21 protein-coding genes and 1 tRNA gene are annotated in these 24932 nt (G+C 64.9%); 15 read left to right on the top strand and 7 right to left on the bottom strand.

The genetic code is table 11. From position 1 onward, the window contains the following. The first annotated feature begins 280 nt into the window (after positions 1–280). From ABIC78_RS03020 to ABIC78_RS03010, 3 genes are all read left to right on the top strand, one after another. Positions 281–1207: an HTH domain-containing protein gene (locus tag ABIC78_RS03020; RefSeq protein ID WP_354487762.1), complete on the top strand. Its 927-nt coding sequence runs from the start codon at positions 281–283 to the stop codon at positions 1205–1207. Between the two features lie 80 nt (positions 1208–1287). Further along, the gene (locus tag ABIC78_RS03015; protein WP_354487760.1) at positions 1288–2694 is read left to right on the top strand and encodes a hypothetical protein; all 1407 of its coding nucleotides are present in this window, start codon (positions 1288–1290) and stop codon (positions 2692–2694) included. Positions 2695–2918: 224 nt separating this feature from the next. Then, positions 2919–5009, top strand: coding sequence for a RelA/SpoT family protein (locus ABIC78_RS03010; RefSeq protein WP_054130459.1), 2091 nt, complete (start codon positions 2919–2921; stop codon positions 5007–5009). Positions 5010–5032: 23 nt separating this feature from the next. On the opposite strand, the gene ABIC78_RS03005 is transcribed toward ABIC78_RS03010, so the two are convergent. Beyond that, the gene (locus ABIC78_RS03005) at positions 5033–5974 is read right to left on the bottom strand and encodes a peptidylprolyl isomerase (protein WP_354487758.1); all 942 of its coding nucleotides are present in this window, start codon (positions 5972–5974) and stop codon (positions 5033–5035) included. A gap of 75 nt (positions 5975–6049) precedes the next feature. Between ABIC78_RS03005 and ABIC78_RS03000 the strand changes: the two genes are divergently transcribed. The 10 genes from ABIC78_RS03000 to ABIC78_RS02950 all read left to right on the top strand — a co-directional run bounded on the left by ABIC78_RS03000 (position 6050) and on the right by ABIC78_RS02950 (position 18157). Next, a tRNA-Ser gene (locus tag ABIC78_RS03000) sits at positions 6050–6140 on the top strand. 186 nt (positions 6141–6326) lie between these two features. Beyond that, positions 6327–7586: a tyrosine-type recombinase/integrase gene (locus ABIC78_RS02995; protein ID WP_354487756.1), complete on the top strand. Its 1260-nt coding sequence runs from the start codon at positions 6327–6329 to the stop codon at positions 7584–7586. A gap of 464 nt (positions 7587–8050) precedes the next feature. Continuing rightward, positions 8051–8950 carry a LysR family transcriptional regulator gene (locus ABIC78_RS02985; protein ID WP_022677295.1) on the top strand — a complete coding sequence of 300 codons (900 nt, stop codon included), beginning with the start codon at positions 8051–8053 and terminating at the stop codon, positions 8948–8950. Positions 8951–9375: 425 nt separating this feature from the next. After that, complete coding sequence (locus tag ABIC78_RS02980; RefSeq protein WP_158271894.1) at positions 9376–11511, top strand: TonB-dependent receptor; 2136 nt, start codon at positions 9376–9378, stop codon at positions 11509–11511. Positions 11512–11528: 17 nt separating this feature from the next. Beyond that, positions 11529–13061 carry a dienelactone hydrolase family protein gene (locus ABIC78_RS02975; RefSeq protein ID WP_354487753.1) on the top strand — a complete coding sequence of 511 codons (1533 nt, stop codon included), beginning with the start codon at positions 11529–11531 and terminating at the stop codon, positions 13059–13061. A gap of 5 nt (positions 13062–13066) precedes the next feature. Then, the gene (locus ABIC78_RS02970) at positions 13067–14365 is read left to right on the top strand and encodes an alpha/beta hydrolase (protein ID WP_354487751.1); all 1299 of its coding nucleotides are present in this window, start codon (positions 13067–13069) and stop codon (positions 14363–14365) included. Next, positions 14362–15444, top strand: coding sequence for a hypothetical protein (locus ABIC78_RS02965; RefSeq protein ID WP_237741076.1), 1083 nt, complete (start codon positions 14362–14364; stop codon positions 15442–15444). The genes ABIC78_RS02970 and ABIC78_RS02965 overlap by 4 nt, the downstream gene beginning before the upstream one ends. 1 nt (position 15445) lies before the next feature. After that, the gene (locus ABIC78_RS02960) at positions 15446–16627 is read left to right on the top strand and encodes a cytochrome P450 (RefSeq protein WP_354487749.1); all 1182 of its coding nucleotides are present in this window, start codon (positions 15446–15448) and stop codon (positions 16625–16627) included. Positions 16628–16670: 43 nt separating this feature from the next. Continuing rightward, a complete protein-coding gene (locus ABIC78_RS02955; protein WP_168351762.1) occupies positions 16671–17672 on the top strand; it encodes a LacI family DNA-binding transcriptional regulator in 1002 nt (333 codons plus the stop codon). Positions 17673–17818: 146 nt separating this feature from the next. Continuing rightward, on the top strand, positions 17819–18157 hold the full coding sequence (locus tag ABIC78_RS02950) for a hypothetical protein (protein WP_354487746.1): 339 nt from the start codon (positions 17819–17821) through the stop codon (positions 18155–18157). Positions 18158–18178: 21 nt separating this feature from the next. Here ABIC78_RS02950 and ABIC78_RS02945 read toward each other — a convergent pair whose 3' ends face one another. Genes ABIC78_RS02945 through ABIC78_RS02925 form a run of 5 tightly spaced genes read right to left on the bottom strand, consistent with a single transcriptional unit; the run spans position 18179 to position 20750 of the window. Continuing rightward, entirely contained in the window at positions 18179–18625 is a 447-nt protein-coding gene (locus ABIC78_RS02945; RefSeq protein WP_054130451.1) for a PepSY domain-containing protein, read from the bottom strand. Continuing rightward, entirely contained in the window at positions 18511–18915 is a 405-nt protein-coding gene (locus ABIC78_RS02940) for a PepSY domain-containing protein (RefSeq protein ID WP_231627489.1), read from the bottom strand. The genes ABIC78_RS02945 and ABIC78_RS02940 overlap by 115 nt, the downstream gene beginning before the upstream one ends. Beyond that, a complete protein-coding gene (locus ABIC78_RS02935) occupies positions 18912–19496 on the bottom strand; it encodes a hypothetical protein (protein ID WP_354487744.1) in 585 nt (194 codons plus the stop codon). Before ABIC78_RS02935 ends, ABIC78_RS02940 begins: the two co-directional genes overlap by 4 nt. Beyond that, the gene (locus ABIC78_RS02930) at positions 19493–20182 is read right to left on the bottom strand and encodes a TonB-dependent receptor domain-containing protein (RefSeq protein WP_354487742.1); all 690 of its coding nucleotides are present in this window, start codon (positions 20180–20182) and stop codon (positions 19493–19495) included. The genes ABIC78_RS02935 and ABIC78_RS02930 overlap by 4 nt, the downstream gene beginning before the upstream one ends. A gap of 43 nt (positions 20183–20225) precedes the next feature. After that, positions 20226–20750 carry a hypothetical protein gene (locus tag ABIC78_RS02925; RefSeq protein ID WP_354487740.1) on the bottom strand — a complete coding sequence of 175 codons (525 nt, stop codon included), beginning with the start codon at positions 20748–20750 and terminating at the stop codon, positions 20226–20228. A gap of 241 nt (positions 20751–20991) precedes the next feature. Here ABIC78_RS02925 and ABIC78_RS02920 point away from each other — a divergent pair, with 241 nt between their 5' ends. Beyond that, positions 20992–21741: a FadR/GntR family transcriptional regulator gene (locus ABIC78_RS02920; RefSeq protein WP_354487738.1), complete on the top strand. Its 750-nt coding sequence runs from the start codon at positions 20992–20994 to the stop codon at positions 21739–21741. Further along, a complete protein-coding gene (locus ABIC78_RS02915) occupies positions 21731–22807 on the top strand; it encodes a hypothetical protein (RefSeq protein ID WP_354487736.1) in 1077 nt (358 codons plus the stop codon). The genes ABIC78_RS02920 and ABIC78_RS02915 overlap by 11 nt, the downstream gene beginning before the upstream one ends. A 24-nt stretch (positions 22808–22831) precedes the next feature. Here the strand turns inward: ABIC78_RS02915 and ABIC78_RS02910 are convergent, their stop codons facing one another. Further along, on the bottom strand, positions 22832–24907 hold the full coding sequence (locus tag ABIC78_RS02910; protein ID WP_354487734.1) for a beta-galactosidase: 2076 nt from the start codon (positions 24905–24907) through the stop codon (positions 22832–22834). Positions 24908–24932: the final 25 nt, after the last annotated feature.

The raw sequence follows: 24932 nt of genomic DNA, 5'->3' as shown, positions 1-24932 counted from the left end.
TTCATTTGACCGAAATGCAGACATGAGCCGGATGACTAAGGGGGAAATCCGCCAGGCCGCACAGGGAACCGGAAGTGAGAGAACGTCATTTGGTGATGCGGGAGCGTGAAAGGACCGGCTATGGTGAGGCACTGGTGTTGTGGACACGGTTTTTACCGGTTAAGCTCCAAAACATCCGTGGTCACCATCCCGGATTCGGAGAGTCCGTTGTCTACCGTCGTTCGTTCTCAGGTTGTATCGTGATGGAGACGACCATCTCCGTGCGGCTTGCATAGCTAACATGGACGCGTATCTTACCCTTGCCGAAGATGTGCTTCGCCGAGTGAGGCGTCCGTTGAGCGCGCACCAAATACTGCGGTCGGCTTACGAGCATGGCATGGCGCCCCCGCATCTTCGTGGACTCACACAGCACAAGACCCTTGGTGCGCGATTAAGCGAGGATATTCTCCACCAAAGGGAGGCAAGCCGCTTCTACCGCACAGCGCCGGGCCGCTTTTTGCTGCGAGAACTGGCTGATGACGAAACGATTCCTGAAGAGTTGCGAAGGCCTATCGTCGCCCGGCGGCGGCGTAGAAATCTTGCACAGAAGCGGTCGCTGGCTTTTCATCGCAGTGAACTAGAGAACGCTCGGCGCGGTTTGTATGCGATAGACACCTCCGCCATTTTAAATCTGATCGAGCACGGCAGTTTTCACTATGCAACCAGCGCGCCGCAGCGCGGCTTGGACGAGGTGGTGGTTTGGGCATTCATGCTTGTAATTCGCTCGGGTTGCGTCTTAACTTATCGGCAGGGACATTATCGCGAGAATCGAGATACTTTCATGCATCGTCGAACGATCGGGTTCTACACACCAGTGATTGATGACGATCTGAGCCTTTTCGAGCGCACAGACCATGGAATTGTAAGCAGTGGCGTAAAGGCGTTGGCAACTGATCTCGATCTTCAAGAACGAGAGTTGTGGCCGCTACTCAGCGAGCGATCGAGGCTTGAGGCGTTTCTGTACCCTGAAAGCCATCTATCCAGCGATCTTCTCGCTGTCGTTGCTTTCTCATGTCCCGACTGGCTAGACCCCATAAGTAAGCGACTCGCCATCAACGATCTTGAGTGGTTAGACTTACGGTCGCCACCGAATCACTGCGAAGACTTTGACCCTTGGTCACAGGCGATCCTATCTGAAGCGCGCCACTTGGCGATGGCATCAGGTTAACCGTGGCAGGGGGGGCGCGGACAAAAAGAAGGCGCACTCGAATAACGCCGCAAGAAGCTGCCTTTATCGAGGCGGCCCTGATGGCCGATTCCCCCGTCGTTCGTAAGCAAGGCCTTCAACGACTTTGCAGCCTATATCGGCAGGGGGGGCGGCTGGCCGCGCCAAGAGCGATGAAGGCGCTGATCCTCACGTCGTTGGTCGATCGTGACAGCAAGGTGCGTCGATGGTCGTTTAATGCGCTCGCTCAATTAGGTGAAGCCGCTGACGTTCCATTGATGATAGGCCCTTGGAAAGATAACCGGAATGATCCAGAAATTTTTGAGGCCGGGCTTACCACGCTTGCCAACTTACTTTCCAAGGATGACCTGCTTGTAATCCTCAAAGAGGCTGAGGTTTGCTTAGACGCCAGCGCTTTGATGGCGCTGGGTCAGCAAACCGATGGATTTCGGGCAGAGCTGGCCGCAGTCCGCCTAGATATCGATCAAGCTACTCACGGCCAATTGCGGTCTGCGACGTTGTTGATCGGGTTGAAGAAGGCTCCAAATACGCTCTTCTCGGGAAGGTTCCCAGTCTCAGATGTGATTGGTGATCTGAACCTGCATCCTGATCCAATCGTGTCGCAGTATTCCTTTTGGGCAACCGTCGAGCATCCTGACCTTGGCCTAGACCATGTTCGCGTGCCTCCATCACAATTCTCGCAACTGCCCCCGAATGTCCAGGGCTGGGCTTACCGGACTCTCACCAAGGATGGCTCGAAAGCCATAGCGCATTATGATGCTATCGTTGAAGCATCTGAGAGCGTACATCCTGAGGTGAGGGAGGGTGTTGCGATCGGCTTGCGTGACATTTACTACGACTCGCTGGACGTCACGGTCGCCGACTGGTTTGTTGATGAACGCGATCCTGCCGTGCGCGATCGGTTGCTTGAGCACATGGCAACCCACGTCACCAAAAGCTCTGCTTACTATGAAGAAGTGATGAAAGCTTACCGGGACGCTGCAGGTGGGTCGGTGTTACGGTCACGGCTGGAAGCAGCGAACCGGGACGACGCTGTATCGCTGGAGATGCGCCGCATAACATTTCAAATGAACGATCCCGACTTATTCGCTAGCATGATGAGGCCGACGATGAATACGCAAAACTTTAATGGACCGGTAAACGCCGGCGGTATCTCAAACTCTGGCATTGGAAATAGTGGCTCGGTTCAGATTGTATCGGCGGCGGAAGCGCAGGCAAAGGTAAAACCATTGCTGGAGCAACTGAGGCAGGAATTGGAAGCGGCGAATGCGCCGGAGGGCTCTGCTCACGGCATTGCGATTGTGAACGAAGCAATCGCCTCACCGACGAAGAGCAAGGTTGAAACGGTGGTCGGCTGGCTGAAGAACGTCAAGGAAGGCGGCGACGTGATTGCAGGCTTGGGTGCTTTGGCTATATCATCCTATGATAAGATTGCTCCGCTTGTGCATCACTTACCGAGCTTTTCGTAGGAATAGGGGGCAGTATGATGTATGTAGTCTGCGCTCGGCGCACGTCTCGCGGGCGTCAGCGGTAAGTATCGGCCTGTCTAGCCCAGGGCGGCGCTTACGATCTGAGGTCGCTACCCCAGCCGACCACGTGGCCCTCTCCCACACCTCCGATCACACTCATCGCCAAAATTCCCCAGCCTTTCCCCTTGCCCTAGGCCGCATTTTTCCCCCATTTAGGGCGGGTAATGCTCCGCCAATATGAACTTGTCGAACGTGTGCTGGCCTATGCTCCCCAGGCGGACGAGGCCATGCTCAACCGTGCCTATGTCTATACCGTGCAGAAGCACGGGACGCAGAAGCGTGCCAGCGGGGATCCCTATTTCTCCCACCCGGTGGAGGTGGCGGGCCTGATGACCGAGCTCAAGCTCGATCAGGAAACCATCGTTACCGCCCTGCTCCACGATACGGTGGAGGATACCCTCGCCACGGTGGACGAGATCGAGCGGCTGTTCGGGCCCGATGTGGCGCGGCTGGTCGATGGGGTGACCAAGCTTTCCAAGATCGAGACGATGACGGAAAGCGAGCGCGCGGCCGAAAACCTGCGCAAGTTCCTCCTCGCCATGAGCGAGGATCTGCGCGTGCTGCTGGTCAAGCTGGCCGACCGGCTGCACAACATGCGCACCTTGCATTTCATCAAGAGCGAGGACAAGCGCCGCCGCATCGCGCGTGAGACGATGGAAATCTATGCCCCGCTCGCCCAGCGCGTGGGCATGTATGAATATATGCGGGAAATGCAGCTGCTTGCGTTCGAGCAGCTGGAGCCCGAGGCCTATGCCACGATCACCGGCCGCCTGGCCGCCATCCGCAGCGAGGGCGGGGGCGAGGTGGGGGACATTGCCCTGTCGATCAAGCAGGCCCTGGCCGAGGCGGGCCTGCGCGTGGAAGTGGCCGGCCGCGAAAAGCATCCCTATTCGATCTGGAAGAAGATGGCCGAGCGGCATGTGTCGTTCGAACAGATTTCCGACATCATGGCGTTTCGCGTGCTGGTTGACGATGTGGGCGATTGCTACAAGGCGCTGGGCGTGTTGCACCAGACCTGGCAAATGATCCCCGGGCGGTTCAAGGACTATATCTCCACGCCCAAGATCAACGGCTATAAAAGCCTGCATACCTCGCTGATCTACAACAACGCGCGCCGGGTGGAGGTGCAGCTCAAGACGCGCGAGATGCACCATCGCAACGAATATGGTCTGGCCGCGCACTGGGCCTACAAGCAGGGTGGGGAGCCCGATGGCCAGGTTGGCTGGCTGCGCGACCTTGTCGAAATTCTTGACGCCAGCCACGATCCTGACGAGCTGCTGGAAAACACCAAGATGGCGATCTACCAGGATCGTATCTTTGCCTTCACTCCCAAGGGCGCGCTGTTCCAGCTGCCCAAGGGCGCCACGCCGATCGACTTTGCCTTTGCCGTGCACACCAACCTGGGCGGGGCGGCGGTGGGCGCCAAGATCAACGGCCGCCATGTGCCGCTGCGCACGCCGCTGGGCAATGGTGACGTGGTGGAAATCATCAAGAGCCGCAATTCCGAGCCGCAACTGTCGTGGCTGGGCTTTGCCGTGACGGGCAAGGCGCGCGCCGCCATCCGCCGCGCCGTGCGGCAAAAGGAACGCGCCGAAGTGGCCCTGATCGGCCGCAAGCTCTATGAGGAAATCACCGAGCGGCTGCCGACCCAAGTGGGCAAGAAAGCCCTGGCCGATGCGATCAAACGCCTGAAATTCAACAGTGAAGAAGACCTCATGGTGGCGATCGGCTCGGCCAAGCTGGACGATCGCCAGGTGATGGAAGCGCTGGTGCCCGGCAGCACCGCCAACCTGCCCAACCCGGAGGATTGGCCGCGCCAGCAGCGCGCCATCGCCGTGCGCGGCCTGACGCCGGGCATGGCGTTCAAGCTGGCCGAATGCTGCCACCCGGTGCCCGGCGATCGCATCGTCGGCCTGCGCCGCCCGGGCAAGGGCGTGGAAGTGCACGCGATCGATTGCGAGAAGCTGGCCGATGGTGTGGACGCCGACTGGATCGACCTGTCGTGGGACAAGCGCACCGATGGTGCGGTAGGCCGCTTGCGCGCCGAGCTGTATAACCGCCCTGGTACACTGGCCGAAATGGCGGGGATATTTGCCAAAAACCACGCCAACGTGGTCAACCTGGAAATGACTCAGCGCGAAAACCCGTTCCACACCTATCTGGTCGATCTGGAGGTGCGCGATCTGGCGCACCTTACCCGCATCGTCAGCGCCTTGCGCGCCAGCGATGCGGTGGCCCAGGCCGACCGGATCTAGGCCATTTACGGACTAACAGCGCGTCACGGCTTCTGGCGGATGGGCACCGGCACGTTGCAGATGTCCACCCCGCCGGCCGGGCGCACGTAGAACGGGTCGCGCCGGTTGGCACGGGCATCGGCATAGCGGGCAAAGCTGGCGCTGGCGGTGGACAGATACTGCCACGTCGGCAGGCCCGGTACCGCATCGCCCAGCCGCACGCGCTGGATCGGCGTGCGCTCGGCGGCCTGGCGATAGAAGCCCATCTCACCTTTGCCGCGCGGCAGGCTGGATAGCCATTCCATTCCGGCAATCACCCGGCCGACCACCGCGATGTTGCGATCAAGCTGGCGCGGCGCATCGCCGATCACGGCATAAAGCTCGGCCCCGCTGCCGGCGTCGGGCGGCATGTCGCGCCCCACGCCCACCGTGCCATAGCAGTGCACCGGCCAGGTCTCGGGCGCTTCGCCCGGGCCCATGGCAATCGGCCAGCCGTGATAGAACCGGGCCTGGGCGGCATAGATGCCATCGGCAATGCGCGGTCCCTCCAGCGCCGGCGCGGCCCCGGCGGTAAGGGTATAGGCGCCCTGCGACACGCTCAGCAGCGAGGAGGGCAGGGGCCGCGCCTTGGCCTTGTCCTCCGCATCAGGATCGCCCCACTGCACCACATAGCCATCCTGCACGCGGTTAATCGCCGTGCCATCCCACCAGTGCGCCGTGGCCAGCTTGCGGATATTGCCCACCCAGCCTTGCGACCAGGGCGCTGGCATCAACTGGATAACCACCTGCCGCGCGGCGCCGTCGGCCGCCGGCGCCAGGTCCATCACCAGCAGATCGGCAGGCGCGATCGCCACCCAATCGGCCGCCGGCGCCGCGCTCACGATCTCGGTCGGGCTGAGCGGAACCGGGGGCGCAGGCGGCTGTGCCTGTGCATAACTTGCAGCCGTAATGGCCAGGATCAGCGAGGCAGCGGGGCGGATCAACATTTTGCCGTTGTGATCACCAAACCGCCCTTGCGCAACCCCACACGGGCGGCTAGGGGGGCGCCTTCCAGTGCATGCGGAGCGGTGGCCGAGTGGTCGAAGGCGCTCGCCTGGAAAGTGAGTATACGTCAAAAGCGTATCGAGGGTTCGAATCCCTCCCGCTCCGCCATATGCCCCCTCCGGCAGCACGCTGGGCCACCCTAAGATACGATCCAAAGTACGGAAAAAGAAGCGTTTTTTCTGAACTCCTCATTTTTGCTGGGTAAGCCGTCGAAGCGCGAAGTGTGGGCTGGAGTGTGGGCTAGCGCAGGGACGGCCGGTTTGAAACCGGGCCCTCCGGTGATAGATTCCGGGCATGGGAAAGCTCACCAACTCCATGGTCAACGCATTGACCGAACCTGGTCGCTATGCTGATGGTGAAGGGTTGTATCTGCGCATCTCGCCGGCCGGTGGCAGGAGATGGGTGCTGCGGATTCAGATCCATCACACACGCAACGACATTACCATCGGCGACGCTCGACACATTTCACTTAAGAACGCGCGCCTCGAAGCGGCCGCTCTGCGTGCACAAGTTGCAAAGGGCGGCGATCCCGCTGAGGAGCGGCGCAAGGCCAAGAAAAAGATCTCTCGGTTCGAGGAGGCAGCCCGGCGGGCCCATGCCGAGATGTGCAAGGGCTGGAAAAACGGCAAGCACCAGCAGCAGTGGATCAAGACCCTGGAACTCTATGCCTTTCCCAAGCTGGGCAAGCGCACGGTCGACAAGATCGATGGGCCGATGATCCGCGACGTTTTGGCTGAAATCTGGCTGGATATTCCCGAAACCGCGCGCCGCGTGCGGCAGCGGATCGGTGCGGTGCTGGACTGGTGCTATGCCAAGGGTCTGCGCGACAGCGAAGCGCCGATGCGCTCGCTCGCGCGCGGCTTGCCCCGCCAACCCAAGCGCAAGGGGCATTTTGCCGCGCTGCCCCATTTCGAGGTCCCGGCCTTTCTGGATACCCTGCGCGCCAAGCCGATGAGTGCCGGCACGCTGGCACTGGAACTGTTGATCCTCACTGCGGTCCGTTTGGGCGAGGTCCGGCATGCGCTGTGGTCGGAAGTGGATGATGACCTGACGATCTGGACCATTCCGGCCGAGCGCATGAAGATGGGGGGCGAGCATATCGTCCCGCTGTCGCGCCAGGCGGCCGATGTGCTGCGGCGTGCCAGGCACTTGTCGATCGACGACAATCCATACATCTTTCCTGGCCCGGTTTCGGGTGCGGCCCTGACGGACATGGCGTTGCTCGAACTGGTGCGCGGCATGGACGTGCCTGTGACGGTCCATGGCTTTCGCTCGAGCTTTCGCGACTGGGTCGCGGATGAAGCCGACACGGCCGATGAAGTGGCCGAATCTTGCCTTGCGCATTCCGTCGGCAACAAGACCAAGGCAGCCTACCTGCGCACGGACTTCTTCCGCAAGCGGCGCGCGGTGATGCAACTCTGGGCGGACCACTGCCTGCCGCCGGCCCGTATCGTGGCCATGCCGGCGCAGCCTGTCGCGACGATCCAGCAGACGCCCGTGCCTGTCCGCAATGCGGCGACGCTCCCACCATTGCGGCGGCATGCCTATCGTTGACGCTGTGTCGGATCTGCCATCGCCGGATGCGGTCGAGAGTGGTGGTTGGTGGGCGGCGCCGTGTCTGCGGTGGTGAATTGCTGGGAGAGGGAAGGGGGATTTGGGGGGCTGAAGCCCCCCGGGAGCCAGGGCATGGCGGTCCGCCCTGTTTGCCTGGATGGCCGTGGCGCCCGTGTCGTCGGCAAGCTTGGCGGCGGCATCGCGTGATCCGGCATAAGGTGAAAGCCACTGAGGCCGCACCCTCGCTGAACCGGCGGACGATGGCGGCACCGATGCCACGGCTGCCGCCAAGCACGAGAACATTCTTTCCGATAAAGTCGTTCATGTCAGCCTCCTCTGGATGGGAGCAGCGGGACCGGCCCTGAAGAGGCAGGCCGGCGCGCTGTCTGGACGGGAAGATGCCGATCGGGCAGCGTTCGCACCAGCTATCCAATTCTGGTTTTGAACGACGGGAAAACCGAACAATGATGAAGCTCGACGGCATTACAGCCTTCGTCGCCACGGTTGACCAAACCTCGATCAGTGCCGCAGCGCGACGCCTTGGACTGGCAAAATCGGTGGTCAGCGAGAGGCTGGCAGAGTTGGAGAGGGCGCTGGGGGCAACGTTGCTCCAGCGTTCCACCCGGCGCCTGACCTTGACCAGCGCGGGCGAAGCGTTCTTGCCGCGTGCGCAACGCATCCTGCGCGAAATGGAGGAAGCCGCAGCAGAGATCGACGCGAGGAGCGGCAAGCTGGCCGGGCCGCTGCGCATATCGGCGCCCGTGGGCTTTGGCATTCTTCACCTGGGGCCGGCGATTGCCCGCTTCCTGCAGGAGCACCCGGGGATCGAGATGTCTCTCGACCTGGACGATCGCTTTGTCGACGCGGCGACCGGCGGGTTCGATGCCGTCCTGCGACACGGCGCCATCGGCGATGGCCGCCTGATCGCGCGACGGCTGGCGACCAGTCGACGCCTTCTGGTGGCTGCGCCTTCCTATCTTGCGGAGCATGGCAAGCCCACTTCGCTGACGGAGCTGGAAGGTCACACGGCCATTCTTTACGCCAACAGGTCAGGTGACTGGCGCTTCGCTGCGGGGTCTGGCTGGACTGTCGTGCGGCCGCGAGCGGCGCTGCGGGTCAACAACGGGATCGTGATGCGCGATGCCGTCTTGGCCGGCCTTGGGCTTGCCATGTTGCCGACATTCTTCCTGCACCAGGAAATCAAGACCGGGGCCCTGATCGAAGTGGACATAGGCTGGCCTGCGGAAGGCGCGGAACTTTTCCTGACATATCCGCGCGATCATGGTGCCGCGAGCAAGATACGCGCGTTCGGGGACAGTCTGCGCCGTAGCTTTGGCGATCCGCCCTACTGGGAGCAGCCCTGATTGCGCATCGGTTATTCCGTTTGCGTGAGGCCCATCGGCAAGATCCGGCGTGGCGGGGTCGTCCCTTCAGGCTTTCCTCATGTAAACGCTTACTCCGAAATTTGCCGAGTGCGACGTCATTTAATCCACGGACGGTGTCGGCTGGGGCTGATGTTGGTTACGTTGGCAATTTGGCTGGCGTGATACGCTGTTTGCCCCATTTCGAGCGGACATACCGATCTTGATGGGGTCGGTTCCGAACGGTCCCTCATGAATGAAAGCGCTTGCATAAAAGGCGGGAACGGGGCTATGCGGTGCTTCAGGGCGCGCAAGGCCTGTGCGGACCCAGATGCAAAATCAGAATGCGGGCCAGCTTCATGCGCCGGGCAGTGTCCGATATCGGGAGAGGGGTATCCAATATGAGGTATAAGCACTGGATCGCAGGCGTGTTGCTTGCTGGAACGTCGGCTCCTGCATTTGCGCAGGCCGAAGGCAGTGGTGCGGCCGCCGACGAAGGCGCGGCTGCCCCCGGCATCGTGGTGACCGCCGAGCGCCGCAGCCAGAGCGCGCTTTCCACGCCGATTTCCGTCGTGGCGCTCAATGCCGACATGCTGAAGGCCCGTGGCGTGAGCGATATCAACAGCTTGCAATCGCAGGTTCCGTCGCTGAGCTTTGCTGACTACGGCAACGTCAAGTTCGTCAACATTCGGGGTGTCGGCATTTCCGAAGGGGCGCCGAACCAGTCGGTTGGCGTGGCGATCCATTGGGATGGCACCTATGTCGCCCGCGAATTCGTCTACGGGGACTCGTTCTTCGATGTTGCCAGCGTGGAAGTGTTGCGCGGCCCGCAGGGCACTTACACGGGCCAGAATGCCAGCGGCGGCGCGATCTACATCAGTTCGGTGCGGCCCGATTTCAACGGAACCAGCGGCTTTGGTAGCGTCACGTTGGGCAATATCGGCCGCAAGCAGGTCGAGGCAGGCGTCACCACGCAGTTGAGCGACAAGCTGGCCGTCCGCCTGTCGGGCCAGGTCGAGCGGCGCGGTTCGGCGTTCACCAACCTGGGGCCGACCGGGGCGGCGCAGCCCGTGCGCTATGGCAACCAGCCGGGCAACCTCAGCCGTTTCCTGGGCCGCGCCCAACTGCTCTACAAGCCGATCGATGACCTGGACCTGCTGCTGATCCACCAATACAGCGACCGGCGGACCGATGGCCTGCCCACGCAGAGCTTTGCCCAGGCCCCGGTGGGCAATCGCACGATCGCCTATGACACCGACCAGGCGCTCAACACCATGTACAACCGCACCACGGCGGTGCTCAACTACAGCGGCATCGATGCGTTCAAGGTGCGCGTGCTGGGCACCTATCAAACGACCGACCAGCTCTCGGTGCGCGACAACGATTATTCCACCGCTGCCACCGGAACGTCGAGCAAGATCACCATTCACGATCGCTATTACACGGGCGAAATCGATCTGATCTCTCCTGACAATCGCCCGTTCACCTGGACGGCCGGCGCGACCATGCTCAATTATCGCCAGCCGGCCTTTACCGTGCCGAACATCGCCAAGGGCGCGCCATACGAGCAGAGCCTGACTATCTTCACCGATGCACGGCGGCGCAACGAGGCCGTCTTTGCCGAAGTCGGCTACAAGCTGGGCAATGGCTTGGAAATCAAGGCCGGCGGCCGCTACAGCTGGGACCACGTGGGCTTCATCGACAGCTACATTGCCCCGGCCGGCCCTTCGGGCTTCCGCATCCCCCTCAATCCCGGCATTCGCGACTTTTCCGAGTTCACCGGCCGCGTCGCGCTCAACTGGCAGATCGATCCCAGGCTGTTCATCTATGGCACGATCAGCAAGGGCTACAAGCCGGGAGGGACGACGCCGTTTGGCATCAACTACGATGCCGAGCGCGTCATCAACTATGAAACCGGCGTCAAGGGACGCCTGTTCGATGATCACCTGACCGCTTCGGTCAGCGGCTTCTACATGACATACCAGAATTTCCAGGCGACCTACGCGGCCGACATCAACAATCCCGCGACCGCGATCACCCGCAACGTCAACGGCACCAGGATCAAGGGTGTGGAAGGGCAGTTCGACCTGAAGGTGGGGGGCTTTGCGGCCGATGCGTCCTTCTCGGTGCTGGATGCAAAATATGGCCAGTTCGAGATTGTCCAGCCTGCGGGCCTGTTCGGCAATGGGCTGCCGGCACAGCCCGAACTGATCAACCTTGCCGGGCGCACCATTCCCTTTGCTGCCAAGTTTTCGGGCGCGGCGGGCGTGTCCTACGTCTTCGCCCTGGGCAAGGGCTCGCTGACCCCGTCGGCCCGCATCAGCTACCAGGGCGCACAATGGGTCAACTTCTTCCAGGCGCCCTATAACCGTCTCCCCGCCCGGACGCTGGTTGGCGCGCGCCTCACCTACAAGGCGTCCGACAACTGGTCGCTGGCAGCCTATGTCGATAACCTGCTGGACAACAATTACATTGCCAGTGTCGACCAGGTTACCGACGGCATCGGGTCCTATATCCTGGGGCAACCGCGCGAGTTTGGCGCAACACTGTCGTTCCGGTTCTGATCGTGAAAGTCCCCTCCATGAACAGCGTTTTGCGCAAACCCGGTCTGCTTCGTCTCCTCGCGGCGGGCCTGCTGCTTGCGGGAGCGAACGACGCGGTGCTGGCGCAGTCGGCGGTGCCGGGTGCGGCTGCGGCCGCCAATTCAACCGCGGTCGTGCGGCGCTTGCCGCTGTTCGTGGGGGGCACCACGCTGCAAAGTTGGATGCGGATCGATCCCGCGCTGTTCGACTTCCCCGGCCTTGGCACGGTCCTGACCGGAAAGGGCGGTCTTGCCGCAGGGGAAGCCGCCGCGCGCGCGCAGATCGAAAGCGGCCGGTACCAGGTCTTGCACCTTCAACCGGATCACCTAGTGGACGGCAAGGGCCAACTGGAAGCCACGCGCAACGCCGCGGATCGGCTGGCCCGGGCGGCGCAGGGGGCGGGGCTGAAGGTGGTCCTTGCACGGCCGCTCGGCCTTGCGGCCGGCGCGTCGCGCGATGACGAGGCGTTGGCGCAGTGGATGCAGGATGCCGCCCTGGCACGCGGGTATCGCTATGCGGATTACAACCACATCGATTTCCATCCCGAGATCAAGGTGGATTCGCCGGCACGGCTCGCGCTGGTCAGCAACACCGTACGCGGCGCGCTCGACGCGGCGTTTCGCGCGGTGCCCGGGTTGAGCGACGAGGCCGTCCTTCAGCGTGAACGCGAACACCTCAACGGCCTGCCCGACGAGCCAGGCAGCGGCCCTTATCCCGCGATCCGCGCGATCGAGCCCGCCTTGCCCGGCGCCGTGCTCTACCGCCCGGCAAATCTGGCTCTTTTCGAGCAGGCCAGGCTGCCGGTGCTGATCTTCGGCAACGGCGGCTGCATGGCCGATGCCAGCAACGCGCGCCGGCTGCTGACCGAAATTGCCTCGCACGGCTATGTCGTGATCGTGCCCGGTGCCATGCTGGAGGGCCCGGGCGGCTTGCGCAACTATCCGCAAGGCGCCGTCCTGGCGCCCGATCGCCCCGGCCAAGGCGTAAGCCCGGCAGACATGACCCGCGCCCTCGATTGGGCCAGCGCCGATGCCGCCGGCAATGGCGGCTGGGCCCGCTATGTCGACAAGGCACGGATCGGGGTTGCCGGTTGGTCGTGCGGCGGCTTGCTTGCGCTGAGCCTCTCGACCGATCCGCGCATCCGCGCCACGATCGTGTTCGATTCCGGGCTTTTCCCGGCGGGTGGTGCCGGCATGCCGGGCGTGGCGGTGGACAAGAGCCTGCTGGACCGGTTGCATGCGCCGATATTGTACATGTTGGGTGGCATGACCGACGTGGCCTATACCAATGGCACCGATGATTTCGCCCGGATCCGTTCGGTTCCCGCGGTGCTGGTGAGCCGCGACGTCGGGCATTCGGGCACTTTTTTCGAACAGCGCGGCGGGCTTTGGGCCATCGTTGCCCGGCACTGGCTCGATTGGCAGCTCAAGGGCGAGCGTGCCGCCAGCGCGGCGTTTGTCGGCGCGGATTGTCGGCTGTGCCGCGATCCCGACTGGACCGTTAGCCGCAACCTCCGGGTGGTGGCGCCATGAAAGCCATGGCCACCCTTGCCATGGCCATGGTCATGGCGCCGACCTCCGGTGTCGCCCCGGCCCAACCGGTACCGTCCACCGACCCGGTTCCTGCCGACGTGCAGGTGCTTTCGGGCACGCTGCCTGGCGGCGGGCGGTGGCACGCGATGGTTTCCGGGCATTGGAACGGTACGTTGCTCGTCTGGGGGCGGGGGTACGAACCGCAGGCGGCGTTGCCGGATCCGGCGCCCGCTGGGTTGCGTGACACGCTGCTGGCGCGGGGATACGCGCTTTTGGCATCGGATTATGCGTCGGGCGGATGGTCGCTGGCGCAGGCCGTACCGGCGCAGCGCGCTGCCATTGCTGCCTTTGCCGCCCAGCATGGGGCCCCGCGTCGCACCATCGCCTGGGGGGCTTCGATGGGCAGCCTCGTCACCATTGCCTTGGCCGAGCAGACCCGCGGCGGACCCGATCGTATCGATGGCGCGGTGGCGCTGTGCCCGTCCATCGGCGGCGCTGTCGGCATGATGAACATGGCTCTGGATGGCGCCTTTGCCTTTCGCACCTTGCAGGCGCCGGGCGACGGCATCGTGTTGACGGGCGTTGCCGACGATGCGGCCAACAGCATGCGGGTGCGCGATGCGGTCAAGGCCGCCATGGCGACACCGCAGGGGCGGGCGCGGCTGGCGCTGGCCGGTGTGCTGGGCGGCATGCCCGGATGGACCGCGCCCGATCAGCCGGAACCGCGCGCCGACGATGCCGATGCCCAGGCTGCCAACATCGCGGCGACCTTTGCGATGGCGGTGTTCCCGCCGCGCCACGACCAGGAAACCCGCGCCGGTGGGGCGTTTTCTTGGAACACGCAGGTGTCCTATCCCCGTCAACTGGCGCTTTCGGGGCGCCGTGCATTCGTGGCCAAGCTCTACGCGCAGGCCGGCTTGAACCTCGATGCGGATCTGGCCCGCCTCGATGCGGCGCCGCGCATCCCGGCCAAGCCGGCAGCGGTGGCTTACATTATGCAGCACTACACACCCGACGCGCGCCCACGCGTGCCGGTCGTCTCGCTCCAGGCCGAGGGGGACGGCATCACGTCGCCGTCCTTGCAGCAGGCCTATGTCGACGCGGCCAGGCCTGCGATGGTCAAGGGCCTGTGGTATCGCGGTGCCGGCCATTGCCGGTTCCCGCCCGAGGCGCTGCTGGGCGCGCTGTCGACCTTGGAGGCGCGGCTCGACCGCGCGCGCTGGGTTGTGCCGAAAGGCCCGTTCGTTGCCCATCGCCCGGCACCGATGCTCCGCCCGTGCCTGCGAGGAAAACCCTGCCGATGACCAGGCCTGCTCAATCTGCGCCCACCTCCGCGACCGGCGGCATGCCGATGGAACTGCTGCTGCTGGGCTATCTCCTGTCCTATCTGCCCAGCATCATGCTGACGCGGTATCTCGCGACAACGTCGATCGTGGCCCTGGGACGTCCGCTCACCGGACTCGAACTCCTGCCCGGCTCGCTGATGCTCAACCTGGTGATGACTTATGCCTTCATCTGGCTGTCTGGCTGGCATCGGCAGGCCAACCGCCTGGCAATCGGTCGTTGGAGCGTGCCGTTTCCCCGCCGTGCGACGTTCCTTTCGGGGCTGGCGACCTCGCTGGTGCTGTTTACCGTGCCGTTGTCGCTGACGTTCAAGGGCGTCAGCATCCCGTTCATCCAGCTGATCATGCGCGGTGACATTCTGATCCTGGCCCCGCTGGTCGACGTGCTGTTCGGGCGCCGCGTGCGGTGGTGGAGCTGGCTGGCCCTGGCCATGGTTGCATTCGCCCTGGTGATCACCCTGACCGATCGGGGTGGGCTGCGGCTGCCTCCTCTCGCGGTGCTGACCGTGGTGCTTTACACGCTTGGCTATTTCCTGCGCCTGGTGGTGATGACGCGGGTGGGCAAGACCGGCGATCCACAAACGGTCAGGGCCTATTTCGTCGAAGAAAAGATCATCGCGCTGCCCATGTCACTGGTGGCCCTGGCGGCCATTTCCACGCTCGGCCTGGGTGGACAGGCCGATGAACTGGCGCGTGGGTTCATCGGCATCTGGCGCCTGGGCGTGATCTGGCCGCTGGTGGGCATGGGCGTGACGCTCACCGCCGTGTCCATCCTGTCGATTCTCATCCTGCTGGACCCACGCGAGAATTCCTACTGCGTCCCGCTGGAGCGGGCGGCCAGCCTGATCGCGGGTGTCGTGGCGGCGCTGCTGCTCGCCTGGATCTGGGGCATGCCGGTGCCACGCCCTGCAGAATTGGCCGGTGCGGCGATCCTGATTGCCGCGATCGCCCTGCTTTCGCTCGCCCCCCGCCTTTCCGCCCGTGCCGCGCACGGCGTCATGCCTGCGCGCGCCATGGCCAGCCCTGACAAGGACCACTGAGATGACCGCAATCCCGTCGGACTTCGATCCCGAGGCGCCCGAGGATTTCGACAGCGCCCATCGCGAATATGCCCGGCTGCGCCGGGAATGTCCGGTGGCCCATACGGACGGGCTTGGAGGTTTCTGGGCGCTCAGCCGCTATGAGGATGTGCGCCGCGTTGCCAGTGATTGGGCTTCGTTCTCCACCGAAACGCAGAACGTGATCCCGAAGGTGGCGTTCACCGGCCGGCGCCCGCCATTGCACCTCGATCCGCCCGAACACACGCCTTTCCGCCAGGCGCTCAATCCCTTGCTGTCGCAGGACAAGGTGCGTCGCCTCGAAGCCGATACCCGGCGCTTTGCACGCGAAATGCTGGCGCCGATGGTGGCGCGCGGTGGTGGCGACATCTGCACCGATTTTTCCTCGTTCTTGCCGGTGCGGGTGTTCGGCCTGTGGATGCGCATGCCGCCCCAATGGCTCGATACGCTGCATGATGACGGGCGTGCTTTCGTTCTGGCCGTACATCGCAACGAGCCGGAACTGATGAAGGCCACCAGCCTGCGCCTTTACGACATGGCGCGTGATCTGGTGCGGCTGCGGCGCGAGGCGCCCGAAGACCCTGCGATCGACCCGACGAGCGCCCTGCTTGCCGCTGTCCACGGCGGGCAATCCTTGCCAGAAGACCTGCTGATCGGGGCCGTGCGCCAGGTCTTGGTGGTCGGCATCGTAGCCCCGATGGTGCTGGTCGGAAGCATGGCGGTGCACCTGGCACGCGACCAGGAATTGCAGGCGCAGTTGCGCGCAGACCCGGCGCTGGTCCCCGCCGCCGTCGAGGAATTCCTGCGGCTCTACACACCCTATCGCGGGTTTGCCCGTACCGCCGTCAACGACACGGTGGTGGGTGCGCGCGCGATCAAGGCCAACGATGCCATCGCGCTGCTATACTGCTCCGCCAATCGCGACGAGGCGATCTTCCCCGATGGCGACCGCTTCGTGCTTGATCGCCCCAACATTGCCGAGCATCTTGCATTTGGCCGTGGACCTCACAACTGTCCGGGGCTGCACCTGGGGCGCATGGAACTGTGCGTGGCGCTGGGCGAACTGCTGGCTGCCACGCCGGGTGGTTTTACGCTCGACGGGCCGATCACGTTGAGCCGCTGGCCAGAAATCGGGCCACTCACTGTGCCGTTGCGGTTTGGATGAGAACGCTTGCATCTTTCCGGCAAATTCGGAAAGGGTGGCAACCATGGTCCGTCCTTCCACGCGCAATCCCAAACTCGATGATGTCGCCGCGCGGGCCGGAGTATCAACGGCCACGGTCAGCCGCTTCCTCAACAACCCGGACATCGTGGCTGCCGGCACTGCGGTGCGAATCCGTGCCGCGATCGAGGAAATGCAATACGTACCCAATCTTCTGGCGGGAGGATTGGCGTCGTCGCGCTCCAAGATGGTTGCGGTGCTGATCCCCCATTTGGTGGACTCGTTGTTCGACCGCACGATTGAGACCATGGTGGAGGAATTGAACGCCGGCGGCACCATGGTCATGCTAGCCTTGACCGGGACAGCGGCGGGCCGCACCGAAGCGATGATCCGGGCCGCCATGGGCCGCCAGGTGGACGCGATCGTCTCGACTGCGCCCCTCAGCGCCGAAACCACGGCGCTCATACAGCATTTTCCGGGCCTCTTTGTCCAGATCTGGGATCTTCCGGCGGAACCACCGGGCATCGCGGTCGGTTTTTCCCACGTCGAGATCGGGCATGACCTTGCGCGCTTCATCTATGAACGCGGCTATCGCCGGCCGGCGCTGGTCTCGGCAGAACTGGGCCGGGCCCGCCTGCGCCGCGATGGCTTCGTACAAGGATGGGAAGCGCACAGCGACACGCCGGTCAAGGAAATCGCGGTCGACAGTCCTTCCCGCTTTGGCCACGCCAGACGTGTCTTTGCAGAATTGCGCCGGCAGCCGGAACGCCCCGATGTGGTCGTCTGTGGCTCGGACTCGCTGGCCCAAGGCATCATCGTGGAAGCCAATGCCGCAGGCCTGAAGGTTCCTGATCAGCTTGCTGTCGTCGGTTTCGGCAATGCCAGCGTTGCCAGTGACATGCGCCCGACAATCACGACCGTCGAAATCGACGGGGCGCAGATTGCGCGCGAGGTCAATGCCGCGGTGCGGAGCCATGTCTCGGGCGTGGCGCCGAAACAGCGTTCGGTGAACGTAGGATTTCGCATCATTGCCCGCGAGAGCGCTTGATTGGATACCCGTTCTGAGGGGGCAAAAGGCCGCAGGTCCCTGGTTGCGGCGCCAGCGCCTAAGCCCAACCGGCCGCGGTGCCGGCCTGCCGCCGGGTACGCGCCTTGCGTTTGGCGCGTTGGCGTGCCCACCAGAACCACAGGCCGGTGATCGCGAAGAAGGGCAGGCCAAGCCAAGCTGGTGACGAACAGCGCGATCTGTCCCGCCCTGCCAAAAAAGGCGCCGCGATGAATCTCGAACATGCTCGCCAGGATCTGCCGGCCCGGCTTGCCACCCGGCTCGCCTTGCCGGGCGATCTCGCCACCACGCCACCGGCGGCGCAGGAGACGCTTGCTGCGGTGCCGGATTGGCGGGCCGCCTCGCTGTTTGCCTCACCCCGACACACCGGCAGAGCGGATCAGCCAACGCCAGGCGTCACAGCGGATGCGCTTCCGGCGGGCCTGCGCAACAGCCTCTATCCAAACGCAACAGGCAGCCAGCCATGATCGCGCTGCCCAACGCCAGCGCTATGTCGGCATGGCCAAAGGGCTGCGATGCTGCGCATCGAGCCGCAATCGATCCCCGCGATAGAGCAGCAGCGCCAGCGCCGCGACGATCAGCGTGCTCAGCCCGAGCAGGGCACCGGTGAGCGCCAGGGTGGCGTGGAATGGCAAGGCCCACACGCCCAGGCGGTTGTGCCAGTCGGCCTCGGCCAGGCGCCGCGATCCGCCCAGGCGCAAGTGGAACGCATCGCGCACCACGCGCGGATGGGCGAGCACCCCGGAGACGAGCGAAGACAGCAGGGCCACGCCGGTCAGCCCGACCAGGAACCCGCCCCAGCTTCGCGGCAGATGCAGGTTCACAGGCAGGTGCAGCAGGAAATCGCTCCAGCGCGCACTGAGCGGTGCAAGCGTGCCGTCGCCGGCCACGGCCCAGGTCTGGTCGGCGCGATTGCCGCGATAGGCCAGCAGCACCGCGCCGTGAGCGACAAGGTGGCGCCGGGCGGCGCGACTTGTGCAGCCTGGGCGAGGGCGTGGCAGGCGGCGGCGTCGGCCAGCGTGGCAACCACCGGCGCGCGCGGCACTTCCCAGTGTTGCCAATCGGGCGTGAAGACGGTCAGCGTGCCGGTCAGGCAGACGAGATAGATCACCCCGGCAAAGGCGAGGCCCAGCGCGCCATGGCCGCTCAAAGCGGCGCGCACGGTTTCGGGCGAGAGCGGCCAGCGCCACGCCTTGCCGTTCCTGGTGTTCCGGTCGCTGCTCATGCCGCATCGCCCAGCGCCGCGATGCCGAGGCCGAGCAGGCTGGTGCCGACCAGCATCGCCAGCGCGCGCAGCAGGCGGCGGTCGGCCAGCGTCCAGGTCATGGCGAGGCCCCACAGCACGGGCGTGGCGAGGCCGCTCAGGACAATGCGGGTGCGCGGATCGCCGGGCGGGTAGACTGCCAGGCACAGGGCCAGGGCCAGTGCCGCGACCATGCCGAGCGGCCCGGCGAGCAGCACGCGCAAGACCCCGCGCCATAGCCGGGCGCGCTGCTCCAGCGGTTCGGGGGCGGCATCGCCCATGCCCATGCTGGCCTCGCCACGCGGCGCGCGCGCGGGCTGGCGTTGCACGCGGCCTTGCCAGACCACGGCGAGCGCGCCGGCTGCCTGCATCGTTGCCGCCAGTGCCAGCCCCTTGACCGGGCCGATCGCCAGCATGGCCAGCACGGTGGCACCGCTCATCACCAGCCACCCGCCCGCCACCAGCGGCGCGATCATGCCCTGGCGATGGCGCCATGAACGCCGCAGCAGCGCCGCGCCGAACGCACCGGTGAGCGCCAGGGCCAGTCCCGCCAGCGCGATCACCAGTGCAGCCCCGCGCCGACGCCGAAGGTCTGCGGGTCACCCAGCACCGCGATATGCGCGGCGGCATAGTTGTATTGCTGATACTTGGCATTCAGCAGGTTGCGCGCGAACACGAACAGGTTCCAGTGGTCGGCCTGGTAACCCACCTGCCCGTTGACCACAGTGCGCACGCCGACGCGGTTGGCGGCCTGGTTCTGGCTCGATCCGCCGGAGCGATAGGCGCGCTGCACGGTGAATGCGGTGGTCAGGTCCGGCGTCCAGTCCATGCTGACCCCGGCCTTGGGCAGGAAGGCATGGAACGTGCGGGTGTTGGCGGCCATCGGCGCATTGGCATCGTCGACCAAGCCGAGCACCCCGGCGTTGACGGCGGAGACCAGCGGGGCATAGCGGGTGCCCAGGAAATCGGTGGCGGGCAGCGTGTCGGTGAAGGTCGTTTGCGTTTCCGCGGCATAGCGATTGCGCTCGCGATCGAGGCCGAAGCCGCCGATCAGGGTCAGGCGGTCGGCCACGCGCCAGCGCGCGTCGCCAAACAGCGCCATGGTCTCGACCCGCTCCGGCTGCGAAGCGGCATAGGCAACCGGGATGACCGGCAGCACCTGGGCATAGGCAGTGGCGATCGTGGCGGCGCTCGTCGCCCTCACGTAGGGCGTGAGCAGGTTGGTGATCGTGCCGGTGGGCGTGGTCACGTTGATCTGGCTGCGCGCGGTCAGCCCGCCGGTGCGGCGATAGTCATGCGCCGAGCAGGGCGCTGAGCCGGTCGCCTTCGTAATTGACGCGAAGTTCCTGCGTCAGGGTCTTGAAGCGATAGAGATTGTTGATCGTCGAGAGATTGGCCGCCGTGTTGTCGGAGTCGGCCACCGATTGCACGCGGGAGCGGTTCCACGACGTCGCGCTTGACAGCTTGAGGCCGTCGGCCAGCGGTACGCTCAGCCGGAACAGGGCGATGTCGCTGGCCACCCAGCCGCGATTGGGCTGGTCAGCGGTGGAGGTGCGGTTGTCATAGTAATCGGGCACGTCGGTGAGGGCATAGACATCCTGGATCGACAGCAGGGTTTCGCGGTTGATCTTTTCCGGCGTCGTCACGGCGATGCTGGTGGGCGTGTGCTGAAGCGTGCGCGCGGCCTTTTCGCCGGTCACGACGATCTCGCCCGGCGCAATCGTCCGCGGCGACTCGGCGTCTTCGGCGTGCAGGCCAGTAGAAGCGAGGAGCGCGGCGAGGGCACTTCCGGCGAGCAAGGCGTGAAATCGGGTCAAATGCGGAGCCTCCCTGTTACGGGACTGCAACTGGCATAAAAGGTAATGAGAGGCAATCGCATTAGCGGGAGGAATGGCAATTTCGTCTGTTGGGTGAGGTTTGGCATAAAATCATATAATAATATAAAATGACTATTCAGGTTTGCGCGTTCTGCGTAAAACTATCGCCATGGCGATTCCCGGTTTCCTGTCTGCCTCGGCCCCATCCGGCCCGCTTCTGTCCGCTCATGGCCGATCCGCCATGGCCGGTGGCGCGCGGCAGCCGGGCTTGCGCAACAGCCATGATCGCGTGGTCCATGGCATCGGCCGCGCGATCGTCGCCGGCGCGTTTGCGCAAGGAGGCACGCTGCCGAGCGAAGAATTGCTGCTGGAGCGCTTCGCGGTGTCTCGCACGGTGCTGCGCGAAGCGTTCAAGACGCTGGCGGCCAAGGGCCTGGTCGTGGCGCGCACGCGCGTGGGCATGCGGGTCTGTCCGCGTCAGCAGTGGAACCTGTTCGATGCCGACGTGCTGGCCTGGCACGTGGGCGAAGGCGTTGAAAGCCGCCTGCGCGAGGAACTGGCCGATTTCCGCCTGGCGATGGAGCCGGCCGCCGCCGCCCTGGCAGCGCGCCATGCCACGCCCGCGCAGATCGCGCAGATGTGCGGGCTGATCGCCGCGATGGGTGAGCCGGGCCTGTCTCGGCTGGATTTCGCAAGGGCGGACCTCGCCCTGCATAAGCTGATCGGCCAGGCTTCGGGCAATCGCCTGATGGCCGGGACCGAAGCGGTGATCGAAACGGCGCTGTTCGCCGCGTTCACCCTGAGTTCGCCGGTAGACGATGCGGCAGAGCACCAGGCCAGCCTGCGCGGCCATGCGGCCATCGTCGAAGCGATTGCCGCGCGCGACGGCGTTGCCGCCGCAGAGGCGGTGTGTGGCGTGATCCGCCACGGCCAACAGAGAATCGACGCTGTCGAACAGCGCGAAGGGGAGATCAGGAACCATGAAGGATAGTCTTTCCCGCCGGGCCATGCTGGCGGGTTCGTCGGCTGCGGCCGGCACTTTGCTGTTGCCCGGCAACGCCCTGGCCAATGGGCATGGCGCGAGCGATCCGGTCGCGCCGTTCCGCACGCCCTACAAGCTCGGTCGGCTGATCCTCGGCGGCTCGAAGGTGGCGGGCAGTTTTGACGAAAAGGCCGTCGATTGCCCGTTCGTGTTCCGCCACGAGGGCCGCTTCTACCTGACGTACGTGGGCTTTGACGGCACCGGCTACCAGACGGGCATCGCCGTGTCCGACGATCTGGTGAACTGGCAGCGGCAGGGCGTGATCCTGGCGCGCGATCCCAGCGATCCGGTCACCCGCTTCAACGTCGCCTCGGCCTCGATCCTGCGGGAAACCGAGATGTATGCGCCCGGCGAACTGATCCGGGTGAACGGCGAATATGTCTGCGCCTGGCACGCTTATCCCAGTCCGGGATACGAGGAAGGACCGGCGGTGATCGGCCTGGCGTTCAGCCGCGATCTGCGCACCTGGCGGCGCGGGCCGCCGATCCTGCGCGCGCAAGATGGCGCGGCGTGGGAGCGGGGCGGGCTCTACAAGCCCTACCTCGTTAAGCACGGCAACCAGTTCCTGCTCTATTACAACGCCAAGACCGCCGAGAAGGACTGGCACGAGCAGACCGGCGTGGCGGTGTCCACCGATCTCAAGACCTGGCGCCGCCATCCGGGCAACCCGATCCTGCGCAACGGCGCACCGCCCGCGCCGGACTCCCGCTTTGCCAGCGATCCGGTGGTGATGACGCATCAGGGGCGCTGGGCGATGTTCTACTTCGGCCTGTCGGGCACCGACTACAAGGCGCGCGACCTGCTCGCGCTGGGCCGCGATCCGTTCACGTTCCACAAGGTGGACGAAGTGATGATCGATGTCGGCAAGCCCGGCTCGGTCGACGATGGATATGCCCACAAGCCCTCGGTGATTTTCTGGAAGGGGGACCTCTACCACTTCTACACGGCGGTCAGCGGCCCCTATCCCAATGATGTGCGGGGAATTTCGGTCTGCCGGTCGCGCCCCTGGAACTGATCGAACGGGGTGGCGGCGCAGCCCTCAGGGCAACTCCGCCACCAGCACGCCATGCCCGCCGATCTGTCCGCCCGGTGCCGCGCCGATCAGCGGCCGGGCGCCGGCCGGCAGGGCCAGGGCGCGCGCTTCATCGCCATGGTTGATCGCGATCAGCAGGGTGCGGCCCTGGCCGCGTCGCAGCCCGATTTCCACGTCCGCCGCTGTGCCCGGCAACACCGGGGTAACCCCGGCCTGGGGCACCAGGCGCGCAGCGAGGCGTGACAGCGCCTCCGGCTCCAGCCAGGCGCCGACATAGACGATCCGCCCGCGCCCGACCTGGCGGGAGACGACCGCCGCCTTGCCATCGAGCCAGCCGCCGGGCTGGCGATAGCGCGCCAGGATCTCGGTTTCCGGTGCATCGGGCACCAGCGCCTCGGCCCAGATGGCGGCCTTGCCCTCGCCCAGCGGGCCGGTGATCGCCACGGTGCCGTCCTGCACATAGAATTGCTCGACATGCGCGCCCAGCAGCGTGCGCAGCGGCCCAGGCTGGCGCGCGGCCCACAGCGCGTTGGCATCGTCCTTCTGCCCGGTGCGCGGGCCGAGTACGAGCGTGCCGCCGTTCTGCACATAGGCGGCCAGGTGCTGCGCCTGGGCAGCGGTCAAGACGTTGAGACTGGGGGCAACCACCAGCTTGTAGCGCGCCAGGTCGGCTTCGGGCGCGACCACGGCGGCGCCTTGCGCGGCGAGGCGGAACGGGCGGTAGAAGTCGGTGAACTGGCGCACCGGGTCGAAATCCTTGTGCATCCGTTGCAGGTCGATCGCCCAGCGACTGTCGTAGGAAAACAGGAAGGCCATGTCTGCCACCGGCTCCGTGCCGGCCAGCGCGGCCGAGGCCTTGGCCAGTTCGCCGCCCAGTCCAGCAATTTCGGCAAAGATCGGCGCGGGCGTACCGTCTGCGGCCAGCAGCGTGCCATAGTTGGTTTCCTGGCCATTGGGCGCGGGGCGGAATTCCCAATAGAGAATGGCATCGGCGCCGTGCTGCACGGCCTGCCAGCCCATTTCGCGCACTTGGCCCGGGCGCATCGCGCGGTTGACCGGCGCCCAGTCGATCCGCCCGGCCTGGGTTTCCATCAGCCAGAAATTCTTCTGCTTGTAGCCGCGCACGAGATCGTGATCGGCACCATTGGCGATCCAGTCCGGCTCGGCATCCTGGATATAATTGTCCCAGGCGGCGATATCGAGCCCTTGGTGCAGCGCGAAATGATCGAACCCGTCGTTCCAGAACATCGTGTTGGTGGTGATGAACTGGTGCGGATTGGCCAACGCGCGGATCGCGTCGGCCTGGTTCATCACATAGCTGGTCCAGGTGCTGGTGAGGAAATGGCGGTAATCGAGCAGCAGGCCGGGATTCTGCTGCCCACCCAGGTGCATCGGCACCTGGTCGAAACGCTGGTAGGTCTGGCTCCAATAGGCGGTGGCCCAGCGCTGGTTGAGCGTGTCGATCGTGCCATAGCGCTGCGCGAGGAACGCATGCCACAGCCGCGCGGCTTCGGCATCGAACGAGGGCAGGCCGATCTCGTTGTCGATCTGCCAGCCAATCACGGCGGGGTTGTGGCCATAGCGGCGGGCCATTTCCGTGGCGATGCGCCGGGCAAACTGGCGGTAGCGGGCGCTGGCGAACGAGAAGTGGCGGCGCCCGCCATGGCCGGCGCGGCTGCCGTCTTCGTCCACGCGCAGGATTTCGGGATAGCGCTCGCTCATCCAGATCGGCGGGGCGGCGGTGGGCGTGCCCAGCACCACGCGCATGCCGTGCCGCGCGGCAGCGGCGATCGCGCGATCGAGCCAGGCGAAATCGAACCGGCCTTCCTCCGGCTCCATCCGGCTCCAGGCGAATTCGGCGATGCGCACGGTGTTGATATGGGCCTGCTGCATCAGCGCCAGGTCGGTGTCCCAGCGCGCTTCGGGCCATTGTTCGGGATACCAGGCGGTGCCAAAGGCAATGCCCGGCGCGGCCGTCGCCTGCATCGGTGTCGGTGCCGAAGCGGCCAGGGCCGGCAGGGCCGTGGCGCTGGCCGAAAGGCAGAGGCAAAGCGCCAGGGCGCGGCGGGAAAAGCGCATCATGGAAAGTCCCCTTGCAGGCGGAAGC

It is taken from the genome of Novosphingobium sp. 1529, from assembly GCF_040544855.1.
Lineage (GTDB): Bacteria > Pseudomonadota > Alphaproteobacteria > Sphingomonadales > Sphingomonadaceae > Novosphingobium > Novosphingobium capsulatum.
This window is presented reverse-complemented; position numbering and strand designations above follow the sequence as displayed.

What these genes read in the sequence shown, in the direction of transcription:
- ABIC78_RS03020 (WP_354487762.1), top strand. Translation starts at nt 281, where the DNA reads ATGGACGCGTATCTTACCCTTGCCGAAGATGTGCTTCGCCGAGTGAGG.
- ABIC78_RS03005 (WP_354487758.1), bottom strand. Translation starts at nt 5,974, where the DNA reads ATGTTGATCCGCCCCGCTGCCTCGCTGATCCTGGCCATTACGGCTGCA.
- ABIC78_RS02955 (WP_168351762.1), top strand. Translation starts at nt 16,671, where the DNA reads ATGGTCCGTCCTTCCACGCGCAATCCCAAACTCGATGATGTCGCCGCG.
- ABIC78_RS02965 (WP_237741076.1), top strand. Translation starts at nt 14,362, where the DNA reads ATGACCAGGCCTGCTCAATCTGCGCCCACCTCCGCGACCGGCGGCATG.
- ABIC78_RS02910 (WP_354487734.1), bottom strand. Translation starts at nt 24,907, where the DNA reads ATGATGCGCTTTTCCCGCCGCGCCCTGGCGCTTTGCCTCTGCCTTTCG.
- ABIC78_RS02940 (WP_231627489.1), bottom strand. Translation starts at nt 18,915, where the DNA reads ATGAGCAGCGACCGGAACACCAGGAACGGCAAGGCGTGGCGCTGGCCG.
- ABIC78_RS02995 (WP_354487756.1), top strand. Translation starts at nt 6,327, where the DNA reads ATGGGAAAGCTCACCAACTCCATGGTCAACGCATTGACCGAACCTGGT.
- ABIC78_RS02970 (WP_354487751.1), top strand. Translation starts at nt 13,067, where the DNA reads ATGGCCACCCTTGCCATGGCCATGGTCATGGCGCCGACCTCCGGTGTC.
- ABIC78_RS03015 (WP_354487760.1), top strand. Translation starts at nt 1,288, where the DNA reads ATGGCCGATTCCCCCGTCGTTCGTAAGCAAGGCCTTCAACGACTTTGC.
- ABIC78_RS03010 (WP_054130459.1), top strand. Translation starts at nt 2,919, where the DNA reads ATGCTCCGCCAATATGAACTTGTCGAACGTGTGCTGGCCTATGCTCCC.
- ABIC78_RS02915 (WP_354487736.1), top strand. Translation starts at nt 21,731, where the DNA reads ATGAAGGATAGTCTTTCCCGCCGGGCCATGCTGGCGGGTTCGTCGGCT.
- ABIC78_RS02985 (WP_022677295.1), top strand. Translation starts at nt 8,051, where the DNA reads ATGATGAAGCTCGACGGCATTACAGCCTTCGTCGCCACGGTTGACCAA.
- ABIC78_RS02960 (WP_354487749.1), top strand. Translation starts at nt 15,446, where the DNA reads ATGACCGCAATCCCGTCGGACTTCGATCCCGAGGCGCCCGAGGATTTC.
- ABIC78_RS02920 (WP_354487738.1), top strand. Translation starts at nt 20,992, where the DNA reads ATGGCCGGTGGCGCGCGGCAGCCGGGCTTGCGCAACAGCCATGATCGC.
- ABIC78_RS02975 (WP_354487753.1), top strand. Translation starts at nt 11,529, where the DNA reads ATGAACAGCGTTTTGCGCAAACCCGGTCTGCTTCGTCTCCTCGCGGCG.